Raw genomic sequence first — 13,841 nt, 5'->3', positions numbered from 1 at the left:
CACACAGGTGGAGACTGAAATAAGACTTTAGTACAAAGCATAAGTCTGCGAAACCCGAAGCCCATTTGTCTTTAGCAAACGGGTAGTTCACATTACTATATTTTTCATCGTTGTTTTTTAATTTTATACTGCAAATTTAAGACAGTGAATTATATAATATGAATCTATTATAATTGTGATAGCGTAAAGATTAACAACTTCTAAAATAGTAAATAGATATTGCTTGATTTTGAATAAATCGTGGTATATTTAATGTTATAGCGTGTGTCGATCAATTTCAGCTTGGATTTTGACACCCTTGGCCGAAAACCCTAACATAAACCTTGATGTGCTATTCATGAAAGTCAGTTTTTTACTTGTTCTCTATCTAATGGTTAGTTTACCTGCGTTTTGTCAATTAAACTTCTTAAACAAATTAAAGAAGGGTATACCTCAGCATGTAGTAATTTATGGGACAAGCTTGTCCAGCGGTGCTCATGGCCGGAATTGGATGTCAGTAGTCGCAAACGAACTGGAAAAAAGGTATGGAGCAGGCATGCTGTCTTATTCACTTTCTGGAAAAGGTGGCCAATGGTCCAATTGGGGGGTGCAGAATCTCCAAGATAGTGTAATATCAAAGCAACCGGATGCAGTAATTATTGAATTCGGCATGAATGATGCATTTCTGGAGCACAAAACATCCGTTGATGTAGCACGGTTGAATTTAGAATACATGATTGATCGGATTCTCATTTCTAATGATTCTTGTGATGTTGTTCTTCAGGTCATGAATATGGCTATTGGTAAATCTGCAAGCTTCAGACCGGATCTGGGGACCTATTATGAAATGTATCGTCAAGTTGCAAGAAAAAAGAATCTCGTATTGATCGACCATTATGAAAACTGGTCAATGGTGCTAAAACAAGGGGAGACTTCGTTTAGAGCATATGTTCCTGATGGTCTGCATCCTAATGCTCTGGGTGCCAAAGAGATTATTGCTCCAGAAATTTTGAGAGTTTTAAATGTTGAATTAAATAAAGAGAAATAAATGAGTTTAAAATTATTATTTTCAGCTATATTCCTAGTTTGCTTGCTCGGCTCAAACAGGGTTCATAATGAGGACATCTATAAGGCCGATATAATCATATATGGAGGTACTTCCTCAGCACTCACTGCAGCTGTTCAAGCGAAGAAAATGGGAAAGTCAGTGATTGTTGTTTCTCCTGATATTCACCTTGGAGGATTGTCCTCTGGAGGGTTGGGTTTTTCAGATACAGGGGATAAGTCCGTCATCGGTGGATTAGCTCGAGATTTCTATCATCGGATTTATAAAGTATACCAAGATAGTTCTTCGTGGCGTTGGGAATCCAAGAGTAAATATGGGAATAAAGGTCAAGGAACGCCTGCAATGGATGGCCAGGAACGTACGATGTGGATTTTTGAGCCTCATGTTGCAGAAAGAGTCTTTGAAGACTATGTAAAGGAATTCGATCTAGAAGTTTTAAGAGATGAATGGCTGGACAGAGACGCTGGAGTAAGAAAGAAAGGAAACCGGATTTTATCAATTAAGACATTGAGTGGGAAAATATTTCATGGAAAAATGTTTATTGATGCAACTTATGAAGGTGATTTAATGGCGGCGTCGGGTGTGAACTATCACGTCGGCCGGGAACCCAATAGTCTTTACAATGAACAATGGAATGGTGTGCAGACAGGAGTTTTGCATCACAATCACTGGTTTAAAGCTGATATTAGTCCCTACGTAATTCCTGGAGATCCGTCAAGCGGATTGCTTTTTGGTGTTTCATCGGAAAATCCAGGTATCTATGGCGCTGGAGATAGTCGATTGCAGGCATATTGTTTTCGGATGTGTTTAAGCGACCATCCTGATAATCGAGTTGCCTTTCCTAAACCTGATAATTACAACCCTGATAACTACGAATTGCTTGTAAGAGTGTTTGATTCAGGTTGGAGAGAATTTTTTCAGAAATACGATCCTATTCCCAATCGAAAAACAGACACCAACAATCACGGACCTTTTAGTACTGATTTTATAGGTATGAATTACGATTATCCTGAGGCTAGTTATAATAGACGTAAGGAAATTATTAAAGAACACGAGGATTATCAAAAAGGATTGATGTATTTTTTGAGTACTTCTGATAAGATACCTAAAGAGGTTCGTGAGAAAATAGCTAAATGGGGATTAGCGAAAGATGAATTTATAGATAATGGGAATTGGCCACATCAGTTGTATATCAGAGAAGCTCGTAGGATGGTTGGATCGTACGTAATGACAGAGCACGATACTTTCAGTGAATATGTTATTTCCGATCCAATTGGAATGGGTTCATATTCTCTTGATTCTCATAATGTACAACGATATGTTAAACCGGATGGTTTTGTTCAAAATGAAGGAGATATTGGCGTTCACCCTAAAGGAGGTGCTTATCAGATTTCCTACAGGTCTATTGTTCCAAAGCAAGAAGATTGTGAAAATTTACTTGTTCCGGTTTGTTTGTCGAGTTCCCATATTGCCTTTGGAAGCATTCGAATGGAGCCGGTTTTTATGATTTTAGGTCAGAGCGCAGCAATGGCAGCTTCACTCGCTATTGAAAAAGAACTTGATATTCAAGATGTCGTTTACACGGACCTCAAAAAAATGTTGGTTAAGGAAAATCAGATCTTAGTTAAACCATAATCTGATGTTTTTTTTATAAAAATATTATGAATACATTAGTTTTTCTTATTGTTTTCGCTATTTCTGTGTGTTTGTTGTTTTAATTATGCATTTAATTGTTGAATTAGAAATTTATTTGTTATAAAATTGCATTTTTATATGTTTCTTCACAATATTTGTGCTTTAATTATCTTTTTTATACAAAAAAAGATATAATAAAAGTATTTTTTGTATATTTTTGATTAAATAATGTGTGATAATAATTATTTAATCAAGATATGGGTAAAACATTATATATTGTAGGCGCAGGTCCTGGGGATGCTGATCTTTTAACCATTAAAGCCTATAATGTTATCAGACGTGCTGAAATTGTTTTGTACGACCATTTGGTTAATCAGGATATTTTGGAAATTGTCCCTGAAAATTGCTTAAAAATATACGTGGGTAAGCACCCCTATAGCGCTTGTATTTCTCAAGAGGATATCAATGGATTGATCAAAAAATATTGTCATCATTATGAGCGGGTTGTCCGATTAAAAGGAGGGGATCCGTATTTGTATGGACGAGGATTTGAAGAATGGTTATGTGCAAAAGAGATGGGAATCAATGTGGAATATATACCCGGAATCAGTAGTATGCAGGGAGCAGGTTTAAATGACATTCCTTTAACGCATCGCGGAGTTAGTCATGGGGTATGGATTATTACAGGGATGAAAGAAAATGGAGAGCTTTCAGCAGATCTCTCATTGGCAGTTCTTAGCGATTCTACAATAATTATATATATGGGAATGCGGAAATTAGCTGAAATCGCTAGAACGTATGTCTTGAATAATAAGGGCAACACACCTGCTGCAATCATTCAGAATGCATCTACTAACCGGCAAAAAAAAGTTACTTGTTTGGTGAGAGATTTAGTTAAGGCTAGTCATGAAAATCAGTTAAATCATCCAGCAATTATTGTCATTGGCGCCGTGGTTAATCTTCAGTTTCAGTTATCGAATATCCTAGAAAGTCAGAGAGGAATTATTTAGAGAAACACCACAGGTCTCTTATTTTCCCCCCTTCGCATATTGCTGATTTAAAGATTCAGAATGGCAATTACCGCGTTTATCACCATTATTGTTTTCAAAATAGGACCGTTCATTACCCAATAAATAACGCTCACGCTCTAAAACGTTCGGTTTGTTGCCTTCTGCCAATGGATAATTTCCTTAGGTTAAGTCTTCGTGGTGAGGTCTATTAATCCAACAATTACTTATAAAGCACTACCATTTAACTCTTTAGGCGATTTGGAGTTTTTGTTTTTTTTATGCTGTCTATATGGACTGCCCATTCATTCAAATCCTTTTGATCTTTGTATAAGAAGCTTTTATCAACGTATTGTTTGTTAAGAGATAACGCATAGTGCGTAATTTTTTTTCCGGTTGAATCGTTGTCAAGGTACAGGTAAATGCTTTCGTAGGTTTCAATTTTACTCCTAGCTTTCTCAAAGAATGAGATAGAGTTTAGGATTAAGAAATCCATTTTATTTTCTGGTTGTTCTACAAGCATTGTTTTGTAGGTCAAGAAATCCATAAATCCCTCAAATACGGTAATGTTTTTAGCACCATTTCTGAAGCTGCTGATATCTTTAGGAGAACTTGAGCCTTTAAAAATTGGATTACGGATTTCATAACCCAGAGAGTCGTTCTGAAACCCTATTGCTTGAAATATTTTATTATTAACCCGATATTTTAGCTCAATGCAATATTGATCTGCAATTTGAATGGAGATTTTTCGGCTCTGGAGGTATTGGAGTAGATTCTCTGAATAAAGAGTTCTTTTTTCTAGAATGAATAATTTATTTTCAGGTTTGTGATCCTTTTTGGGATAAATGTCGACATTTTTTTTCTGGTGCCGTCTTGTCTGTTGAAATTCAATAAAAACTTCTTCTAAAGTGTAACCCTGATAGTGTATCATAAAATCAATCAGATTTCCACCATATCCTAGCCCGAAATCAAACCATCTATTTAGTTTTCTGTTAATTTTAAAGGAAGGAATTTTTTCATTTCGAAAGGGTGAAAAATACCAGTAATTATTGGAACTTATTCTGCAGGCCAAATAACCTAGCTCTGATAGATATTCTACTAAATCTAGATTTTTTATTTCCTCTAAGGTAATTTCGTGATTCTTTTTTGACATAATTTATGTTTTATATTTCAAAATCTTAGCTAGATTATTTATGTATTTTTATAAATTACGGTAAAAACTTTCCGAATTTTGGCTTAATTTTACGTACAAGATTACAGTTAAAAACTTGTACCTCAGTTTATATTCCTTGTAATGATGTCAGTTTTTTAATTAAATACTGAGGAAATGCGCTAGCAATTTGTTAACTAGTTTTTTGGTGAGAGGTATTGTTTGCTAATTAATTAAAATGCACCAAATTTTAACGCGAGGGTACAGCTTTTATTTTGTCTTACGTTCAGTTTGTTAGGTGTATTTTTTTCCAGGTGCCTTTCTAGGTGAAATCAGATTCGGCCAGAATCTTGATTCTCGGTCTCGCTAATGATAAAAAAATGGAATGGGATTTTGTAAAATCCTTTACAACACTTAGCTTTAGCTTTCAAAGAGTACATGGAAAAGCAAGTAAATGCCGATGAATTTGTAAAGAGATTTATGTTTGGGAGCCTCGAGCATCTCAAGCATGAGCATTCACCTGTTAAAATTTTCCAATTAAATGAGATTGCTCCCTACCTTAAAACACCAATTCCACCTATTTTCTTCGGCTATAATTTACTTGTTCACATAACTCAAGGTTATTTTAAGCACCAAATTGGTCCGGAAGAGTATTTGGTCCAAGCTCCAGCTGTTTTGATTATAAATTACGGTAATATATCAGCCATTCAATCTGTGGATAAATCTGCTCAAGGACACTGCGTGCTGATTAATGATAATGCCATGACATCCTTATTTAGAGAACAAGAAATATTAAACTTTTTCATGGTTTCACCGTTGTTAAATTTAAATAATGGGGACAGTCAAGATATCCATCTTTTGCTTGGATTGATGTATAAAGAATTGAATGATAAGGATCCGTATAAAGAGCTCTCTGAAAATTTATTAAAATCTTTGCTTCTCAAGATCATCAAGCTTTCGGATACTAAAAAATTATTAAATAGACGTCAAGAGGTTGCCATGCGCTTTAAACAACTTGTTCATAAGAATTTCTACCAAGAAAAGAAGTTGAATTTTTATGCTGACAAACTAGCTGTTTCTATAAACTATCTGAATCGATGTGTATCTACAGTTTTTAAAAAGTCATCAAAGGAACTTGTTCTTGAGGTATTGATTATGCACAGCCAACTTTTGCTCTTCGAATCGACTAAGAGTGTGGCTGATATAGCTTATGAACTTGATTTTTCAGATCCGTCTTATTTTTCTAGAATTTTTAAAAAATTTGTTGGTATCACACCAACAGCTTATCGAGAGTCTTGTGAGTAAAAAATCTTGTTAATGCACGATTTGTCCTATTAATTGTGCTAATTAAAATATCTGTTATTAAGTTTGACCTTTAATTTTGTATAAGTAGGTCGTGAAATTAATTTCATCGGTATTTAGATCTTAAGCAAAATAAAAATAGTATGATTCAATGGATGGTTCAACATCCCTCAAATACATTATTCTTATTACGGATTTACAAGATATACATGAATATGGATCGATCACCAAATATTTTGTCTATTTTTTAATTTAAGATTATATGTTAGCTTACGCGAAACAAACAGATTTCAATACTTATATTTCTGATTTTAAAGCAACGCTTACGCGTCTTTTTCATTCAGAATTTGATTATAACAAACTAAGTTTAAAAAGAGATTTACCGAGCGAATTTTGGAGTGAAATCATGAAAATGAAACCTCTTTCGGTAGCTATACCTGAAAGTCACGGTGGTAGAGGTGTTATAGTCAAAGAATGTTTAGGTGTTCTTTCTGCGGCTTCTTATGAGTCATTATCATTGTCGCTTACTTTTGGTATTAATATCGCATTATTTTTAGAACCGCTTGCTAAATATGGTTCAAATTCCATTAAACATGGGATCTTTGATCAATTTTTAGAAAATGGGGCAATGGGTGGATTGATGATTACTGAACCTGGTTATGGAAGTGATGCACTAAATATGCAAACTTGTTTTAAACAAAATGAAGATCATTATCAAATCCAAGGTAAAAAACATTGGCAAGGATTAACGGGTGCTGCTGATTTCTGGATTGTTACAGCTCGTAAAAAAAATGATAATGGTGATTTAACTCGAGATATTGATTTTTTTGTTACTGATAATTCGCAGCAAGAACAATATATAGAAGTTCAGCAACGATACAATAACCTTGGGTTATATGCAATTCCATATGGTGTTAATCATCTTGATTTGAAAGTGCCATTGGATCAAAAACTAGAACCTTCCAGTACAGGTATTAAATTGATGCTAGATACTCTTCATCGAAGTAGGCTCCAATTTCCAGGGATGGGAATGGGATTCATCAAAAGAATGCTGGACGAATCCATGAGACATTGTAATGATAGACGAGTTGCGGGATTGCGATTAAACGAAATTGATTCTGTTAAATTCCAATTGTCTCGATTACAAGCATCTTATACGATTTGTTCGGGAATGTGTTCATACAGTACCCAAGTTAGCTCAATCGATCATGAGCTTTCAGGTTTTGGAATAGAGGCAAATAGTGTGAAAGCGCTCGTCACCGATTTGATGCAAGAAGCCGCTCAAATAACTCTCCAGTTATCAGGAGCTAATGGATACAGGCTTGATCATATAGCAGGAAGAAGCGTAGTCGATAGCAGGCCTTTCCAAATATTCGAGGGCTCAAATGAAATGCTATATGCGCAGATCGCGGAGGCTATCAGCAAACTTATGAGAAAAAGTAAAGAAAAAAGTCTACTGACATTCTTAAAAACCTACAAATCGACTGAATTTGCAGCTCCAGTATTTGCTTCGCTATTAGATTTTAATTTGGAGGAGGGCATCAAACAAAGAGATTTGGTCACTTTAGGGAGAATGATTGCACGAGTAATTAGCTTCCAATTTACTTTAAACTTGAGTAATGTTGGTTTTAACAATGGTTTGGTTGAACTTACCAGAGAACATATGCATATGGATTTATCGATGTTCGCTGGCCAATTGGCTAGTAAACAAAAAGCCGATCCAATTGAATATTATCAAGAAAATTCGGATTGGATGAACAGCATGTTTTCGTAGCTTTTTTCTACACCATCTAACAAAGAGTCCTGTTTATTTATTAAATGGGACTTTTTATCGCTATCTAGGAAACACAATTCAAGGAAGCATAGTCGAACTTAGAAGATGGAATGGTTTAATGGGCCATTGGAAGTGGGATACATATAAAAAATAACCACTCCAATACTCTTTTTTCTATAAATCATTTGTTCGTGTCCGTTGTTTCAAACAAAAGCCTTATACACGTATAAATAGTTATGTATTGGTGTCGAATTATTTTTTCTCGAATCGATTTTGAATAAACTTTTGAAGAATTAATGCGTGTGTATGCTTGCTGTCTCGGGCAGCATATACGAAGGTAATCATCGGGGAATCTTCCCACTGCTCTAAATAAACATCGACCAGATCGTTATTTTTTAACTCCGCTAAATATTTAGCTTCAAAATCCTTCCATCTTTCAGGCATATGAGCAAATTCTAGTCTTATTTTAGTTGAAGGAGTTATTTCTTTTGCCCATTGATCAACTGATGCTTTCTGTTTGCTGACACCCCTTGGCCACAGTCGGTCCACTAAAACTCTTAATCCATCTGACGGTGCTGGATCTTCATAGACCCTTTTGATTTTAATTTTTGGATACATCCCTATGAAGTTACGATTTTTTTTTTTGCTGAAAACTCTAAAACTATTTTTCTAATCTTTCATGAATTCTTCGTATTTAATGACATACACTTTTTGAAATTAGGGCAGTTTTGAATATGTTGTTTTTAAGCATTTGCCTTTATTTCTTTCAAATATTATTTCTATATTTAGAAAGCAACTTAAATGCAACCTACAACCTAATGATACTGTAATGCTAGACCTTTCACCAAAGAGTGAATTCGCCTACGGAATGGCTGAAGAATTATTTTTAATGTATTTTTCTCGATTGAGTTATTATGCCTATCAATTTGTGCAGGATAAAGAAATAGCAAATGATATTGTCCAAGACAGTTTTGAAAAATTATGGCAACTTGATGGATTAAAGCAAAAGGAACAAGCGCAACTTGTGAGCTTCCTGTACTCCTCTGTCAGGAATGCATCATTAAATATGCTTAAGAGGAACAAAGTCAAAGAACGCTTTTCTAATTTTTTATTATATCAAAGTCATTTTGAACCAACAAAAGAGGATTTAATCATTGAAGCTGAATTGATAGCAAAATTACATTTTGCTATTTCAACATTGCCTGATAAGTGCAGAAACATATTTTATCTTTCTTATTTTGATGGTTTTTCAAATCAAAAAATCGCTGATTTGTTAGTCTTAAGTGTTCAGACTGTAAAAAACCATAAGCAAAATGGTTTGAAATTACTACGGTCAAAATTGCTTTGGAATGGTTTATTAAGCCTATTGTTCTTTTTTTTATAAATTTTTATATATGTGCTGGTACTTTTTATAGGTTAAGTTTTCTTATTCTTAGAAACCTAACCAAATGAATCAAGTTCGTCTTATTGAGTTGATCGAAAGTCATATAAATAATGAATTGACCCAGGAACAAAGGATCGAACTTTCTTTGTGGCTGGAGGAATCTGTAGATAATCGAAAACTGTTTAATAGGATTACCGATGAACATTATTTAAAAAAGTCAATTTCTTACCTAGAGTCCATTGATTCAAAAAAAGAATGGAAAAAGTCTATATTATTTAAAAAGCAAAGAAAGCGTAGAAGGATTGTGCAGTTGGCAATTGCAACTGGAACGGTTATGGTTTTATTTGTTTTAAATTTTTATTTAAATAAAACTTATTTTTCCACAGATAATAAATCGTTTAATGCTATTCATTCGAAAGGATTTTTGAAAAAAGATTCTCTTTTAAACAAGATATCCATAATCCTATCTGATGGTAAGAAAATGGGTATTTCAGATATCCATTCAGAAGCGAGTTTTACAGCAGATGGAGTGACCATTTGTTTTCGGAATGGTAAACTCACCTATAACTTCAAAAAAGGTCTTAATAGCTTGCATAAATTTGTAGAGGTTGTTACCTACGGGGAAACTACTTGTGAGGTAGTTTTAATGGATGGTTCACAGGTTTGGCTTAACGCGCATTCTTCTTTAAAATTCCCCGTAGAGTTTGCACAAAATTCAAGGAATGTTGAGCTAAAAGGTGAGGGTTTTTTTGATGTTAATCACCAATTAAATAAAACTTTCTTAGTTCGCTATGCCCAGCATAGCATTGAAGTCTTTGGTACTTCCTTTAATATTAATGCCTATCAAGATTGGGTGAAAACCACTTTGGTTGATGGGAATATTCGATACAATTCATCCATGGGCTCTGTCATGTTATCCCCAGGGGAACAAATCATAAGCAATCAAAGCTCTTACGATAAGAAGTTTGCCGACATAGAGAAAGTGCTAGCCTGGCGAAAAGGGGATTTCAATTTTAAAAATGCGGATATATACGAGATTTTGGAAGAACTGTCTCAGTGGTATGGTTTTTCAATTGGCGGTATCCATAGTACATATCGTGGAACCTATTCAGGTGTTATCTCTAGAAATCTTTCTTTACATGAAATGCTAAAGATAATTAATCAAATGACTGGTGAATCATTCTTTGCCATCGGAAAATACGTTACAAATAAAAATAATATTTAACCCTAATTCCTAAACTTATGTCTCAAAAAATTAGAAAAAACCATTGGTTACTGATTTGCGGAATGGGTATTTCTTTGTCAAGTTTTGCTAACCTGCAATCCATTTCAATGACAGCAAAAAATAAAAATTTGAATGTTGTTGTTCATGAAATTGCAGACCGCAGTAATTTGAAATTGATTTATCCCGACGAATTTTCTTCTCATAAGAAAATGGTCAACCTCGATGCAAATAATAAAAATATTAAGGATATTCTTGCAGAAATTTTGCAAGGGACCAACTATGGTTATGAATTAATTGCAAATACATTAGTGATTAATGTCAATCGAAATGAATTAGACCATAAAAGTACAAAACGTCCTCAACAAAGGATTTTAAAAGGTACAGTTTTAAATCAGGATCAAAGTCCACTGCAGGGCGCCACTGTCTCCTTGAAAAGTAATGAATCGCTCGGTGCTCAAACCGATGCCCAAGGTAAGTTCGAGCTTAAATTTACTGGGAAAGACACATTGGTTGTAACCTATTTAGGTTATCTAAGTAAGCAAATTGCTGTGAATGCTGAACAGCAACTATTGACTATTCATTTGGAACCCTTATCATCTGAGCTCTCTGAAATTGTTGTGGTCGGTTATGGTACGCAAAAGAAAGAGAACTTGACTGGATCGGTGTCTGCAGTGAAAGGTGAAGAGATTGCAGAGAGACCTGTCTCAAACACAACTCTAGCTTTACAGGGATTGGCCCCAGGATTAAGTATAGTCAACAGAGGAGGAGCCCCAGGAGATGATAATGTACAAGTTAAAATCCGTGGAACAGGAACTTTAAATAATTCCAACCCACTTGTTTTGGTGGATGGCATACCACAATCGCTAGCCAGTGTCTCACCTGGAGAAATTGAATCTATCTCGGTTCTAAAGGATGCTGCCTCTGCCTCAATATATGGCTCTAGGGCTGGAAATGGTGTGATATTAGTAACAACCAAAAGAGGAGTAAAGGAGGGTGTACAAGTTAGCTATGATAATTATTTTGGTCTTCAAAGAATAAACTTTTGGCCAGAGTCGGCAAGCCCTGGCGATTATCTTAGATTGACCAATGAAGCCTATGAAAATGCAGGATTACCAATACCGCATAGTGATGAATGGATTCAAAATGTAGAAGCTGGAACTGAACCATTAAAATATCCATTTACGGACTGGGGTAAGGCTTTATTTAACAATCAGGCCTTTCAACATAGCCACGCATTAACTCTATCTGCTGGTGGGAAAAGCGGTAGAATATTGGCCAGCTTAAATTACTTGGATCAGGATGGTATATTATATAAACATAATTTTGAACGGTATAGTGCACGTATTAATGCAGATTTATACATTACTAAAAAATTAAGTTTTAATGCAGATTTATTATACCGTAGGAGGAACTATACAGGGGTAGGACAAGATCCGAATGTACTCATTCAAAGTGTACTTCATTCTAAACAATCTGTAGTAGGTGAGTATCCGAATGGATCCCATGACATGGTTGGTGGCTGGATTAATACTTATGCTTTAGTCAACAAATCTGGATCTAAAAAGCGACAAACTGATGAGGTGGTTGGAACCTTGGGGCTAAAATACGACATTATAGAAGGATTGTCTCTTAAAGGCTACCTTTCTTTCAATAACTCATTTATGGAGAGTCAGCTTTATCAAAAGCGTTTGGAGATGTTGGACTATTATACAGGAAACCCTATACCGGTTTCTAGTTTCTGGACGCAAAATAAACTAACTGATGAGAGAAAGCGAACTTTCGAACCCAATTATCGAATATTTGCCGATTACAATAAATCGATAGGTCAAAGTGATTTTAAAATCATGGTAGGTTATGATGAAATTCATAATCGCTACCGTGCACTTGGTGCGAGTAGGGATAATTTTTACAGTAATGAACTCCAAGAAATTGATGCAGGAGATACTAAGAACTGGAAAAATTGGGGTGGATCAGAAGAATGGAGATTGAGATCCTTTTTTGGTAGAATTAACTATGCATTTAAAGATAAATATCTTTTGGAAGGTAATTTAAGGTATGATGGTTCATCTCGTTTTTCTAAAGGCAAAAAATATGGTTTGTTTCCTTCTTTCTCAGCGGGTTGGAGAATTTCTCAAGAGAATTTCCTAAAGGATAATGGAGTTATTTCTGAATTAAAATTAAGAGGATCTTGGGGTAAATTGGGTAACCAGGATATTCCATTGTATCGCAATGTAGCTACCTATAATTTGAATCAAGGCTATAATTTTAACAATACCGTAGTGGTTGGTGCTGCTCAAACCTTAGCAGCAAACACGGACATCACATGGGAAACAACGAAGATGAGTAATGTTGGTTTAGATGTTGAATTATACCAAGGTCGCTTTTCATTTGTAGGGGAGTATTTCTGGAGAACAACAAACGATATTTTATTTTCATTGCCGATAGCTCCGAGTATTGGAATTGAGGCGCCAACGCAGAATTCAGCTACTGTTGAAAATAAGGGATGGGAGTTTTCTGCACGTTATAATGGGAATCAAACAGATAAACCATTTAAATATAGTATTGGATTCAATATTTCTGATGTAATCAATAAAATCACAGATCTCAAAGGTACTGGGCCGTATTATCGTGACAACTTTATCACTTGGAGGGAAGGGTATTCAATTAACACTCTTTATGGCTACAAAACTTTAGGTTTATATAGAACTCAGGAAGATTTGGACAAATATCCAAAAATCAACTCACAAGCTACATTAGGAGACATCATTTACGAGGATACCAATAAAGATGGAGTTATTAATTCTGAGGATCGTGTTGTATTAGGAAATATGGATCCAAGATTTCCAATTGGTTTAGACTTTAATGCTAGCTATAAAGGATTCGATTTTACGATGTTCTGGCAGGGTGTTCTTAAGTCACAATCTAATTTGGATGGAGCGTTAATCGAAGGGCCTAATTGGCAGAATTTTACGACAGCTGATATGGCCAAAAATCGTTACCACGAAACCAGGAATCCAAATGGCACAATGCCAAGAGTGTCCTATGGTAATAGTTGGAATATTTTTGTTTCAGATTTTTGGCTTCAAGATACAAAATACCTAAGATTAAAGAACGTCCAATTGGGATATAGCTTCCCTACTTCAATTGTGGATAAGTTGAAACTAAAGAAGCTTAGGGTATATGTATCTGCAGAAAACTTACTAACGTTCTCTGGAACCCAATGGGTTGATCCTGAATTTCCCGCTGGAAGACTACAATATTTTCCTCAAAGTAAGGTTATGACTGCTGGAATGAACTTTATTTTTTAACCAAATTAAAC

Annotated in this window: 11 protein-coding genes; 8 read left to right on the top strand and 3 right to left on the bottom strand. The window is 35.0% G+C overall.

The genetic code is table 11. The annotated features are described in order from the left end of the window. Positions 1 to 337: 337 nt before the first annotated feature. From AC6CHH_RS15570 to cobA, 3 genes are all read left to right on the top strand, one after another. Positions 338 to 1,027, top strand: a complete 690-nt coding sequence (locus tag AC6CHH_RS15570) for an SGNH/GDSL hydrolase family protein (RefSeq protein ID WP_498284534.1) — start codon at positions 338 to 340, stop codon at positions 1,025 to 1,027. Then, positions 1,028 to 2,680, top strand: coding sequence for an FAD-dependent oxidoreductase (locus tag AC6CHH_RS15565; protein ID WP_498284532.1), 1,653 nt, complete (start codon positions 1,028 to 1,030; stop codon positions 2,678 to 2,680). Between the two features lie 257 nt (positions 2,681 to 2,937). Then, entirely contained in the window at positions 2,938 to 3,690 is a 753-nt protein-coding gene (gene cobA / locus AC6CHH_RS15560) for a uroporphyrinogen-III C-methyltransferase (RefSeq protein WP_498284530.1), read from the top strand. 18 nt (positions 3,691 to 3,708) lie between these two features. Here the strand turns inward: cobA and AC6CHH_RS15555 are convergent, their stop codons facing one another. Together AC6CHH_RS15555 and AC6CHH_RS15550 are read right to left on the bottom strand one after the other, a co-directional pair. Next, positions 3,709 to 3,858 carry a hypothetical protein gene (locus tag AC6CHH_RS15555; protein WP_498284528.1) on the bottom strand — a complete coding sequence of 50 codons (150 nt, stop codon included), beginning with the start codon at positions 3,856 to 3,858 and terminating at the stop codon, positions 3,709 to 3,711. A 73-nt stretch (positions 3,859 to 3,931) separates the two neighbouring features. Next, on the bottom strand, positions 3,932 to 4,840 hold the full coding sequence (locus AC6CHH_RS15550) for a DUF8464 domain-containing protein (RefSeq protein ID WP_498284526.1): 909 nt from the start codon (positions 4,838 to 4,840) through the stop codon (positions 3,932 to 3,934). A gap of 435 nt (positions 4,841 to 5,275) precedes the next feature. Here AC6CHH_RS15550 and AC6CHH_RS15545 point away from each other — a divergent pair, with 435 nt between their 5' ends. After that, positions 5,276 to 6,142, top strand: coding sequence for a helix-turn-helix domain-containing protein (locus AC6CHH_RS15545; RefSeq protein ID WP_498284524.1), 867 nt, complete (start codon positions 5,276 to 5,278; stop codon positions 6,140 to 6,142). A 259-nt stretch (positions 6,143 to 6,401) separates the two neighbouring features. Next, the gene (locus AC6CHH_RS15540) at positions 6,402 to 7,913 is read left to right on the top strand and encodes an acyl-CoA dehydrogenase family protein (RefSeq protein WP_498284522.1); all 1,512 of its coding nucleotides are present in this window, start codon (positions 6,402 to 6,404) and stop codon (positions 7,911 to 7,913) included. A 252-nt stretch (positions 7,914 to 8,165) separates the two neighbouring features. On the opposite strand, the gene AC6CHH_RS15535 is transcribed toward AC6CHH_RS15540, so the two are convergent. Then, on the bottom strand, positions 8,166 to 8,531 hold the full coding sequence (locus AC6CHH_RS15535) for a DUF488 domain-containing protein (protein WP_498284520.1): 366 nt from the start codon (positions 8,529 to 8,531) through the stop codon (positions 8,166 to 8,168). A 211-nt stretch (positions 8,532 to 8,742) separates the two neighbouring features. Between AC6CHH_RS15535 and AC6CHH_RS15530 the strand changes: the two genes are divergently transcribed. The 3 genes from AC6CHH_RS15530 (at position 8,743) to AC6CHH_RS15520 (ending at position 13,830) form a co-directional block, all read left to right on the top strand. After that, on the top strand, positions 8,743 to 9,297 hold the full coding sequence (locus AC6CHH_RS15530) for an RNA polymerase sigma-70 factor (protein ID WP_498284518.1): 555 nt from the start codon (positions 8,743 to 8,745) through the stop codon (positions 9,295 to 9,297). A gap of 64 nt (positions 9,298 to 9,361) precedes the next feature. Next, a complete protein-coding gene (locus AC6CHH_RS15525; protein WP_498284516.1) occupies positions 9,362 to 10,522 on the top strand; it encodes a FecR family protein in 1,161 nt (386 codons plus the stop codon). A gap of 17 nt (positions 10,523 to 10,539) precedes the next feature. Next, positions 10,540 to 13,830 carry a TonB-dependent receptor gene (locus AC6CHH_RS15520; RefSeq protein ID WP_498284514.1) on the top strand — a complete coding sequence of 1,097 codons (3,291 nt, stop codon included), beginning with the start codon at positions 10,540 to 10,542 and terminating at the stop codon, positions 13,828 to 13,830. Positions 13,831 to 13,841 lie beyond the last annotated feature (11 nt).

It is taken from the genome of Sphingobacterium sp. GQ94 (assembly GCF_059758715.1).
Note: the sequence above shows the minus strand (reverse complement) of the source record. Positions and strands in the feature narration are given on the sequence as shown.

Excerpts from the sequence above, each read along its gene's own strand:
- AC6CHH_RS15550 (WP_498284526.1), bottom strand. The coding sequence starts at position 4,840 with ATGTCAAAAAAGAATCACGAAATTACCTTAGAGGAAATAAAAAATCTA.
- AC6CHH_RS15535 (WP_498284520.1), bottom strand. The coding sequence starts at position 8,531 with ATGTATCCAAAAATTAAAATCAAAAGGGTCTATGAAGATCCAGCACCG.
- AC6CHH_RS15570 (WP_498284534.1), top strand. The coding sequence starts at position 338 with ATGAAAGTCAGTTTTTTACTTGTTCTCTATCTAATGGTTAGTTTACCT.
- AC6CHH_RS15545 (WP_498284524.1), top strand. The coding sequence starts at position 5,276 with ATGGAAAAGCAAGTAAATGCCGATGAATTTGTAAAGAGATTTATGTTT.
- AC6CHH_RS15525 (WP_498284516.1), top strand. The coding sequence starts at position 9,362 with ATGAATCAAGTTCGTCTTATTGAGTTGATCGAAAGTCATATAAATAAT.
- AC6CHH_RS15565 (WP_498284532.1), top strand. The coding sequence starts at position 1,028 with ATGAGTTTAAAATTATTATTTTCAGCTATATTCCTAGTTTGCTTGCTC.
- AC6CHH_RS15520 (WP_498284514.1), top strand. The coding sequence starts at position 10,540 with ATGTCTCAAAAAATTAGAAAAAACCATTGGTTACTGATTTGCGGAATG.
- AC6CHH_RS15530 (WP_498284518.1), top strand. The coding sequence starts at position 8,743 with ATGCTAGACCTTTCACCAAAGAGTGAATTCGCCTACGGAATGGCTGAA.
- AC6CHH_RS15540 (WP_498284522.1), top strand. The coding sequence starts at position 6,402 with ATGTTAGCTTACGCGAAACAAACAGATTTCAATACTTATATTTCTGAT.
- cobA (WP_498284530.1), top strand. The coding sequence starts at position 2,938 with ATGGGTAAAACATTATATATTGTAGGCGCAGGTCCTGGGGATGCTGAT.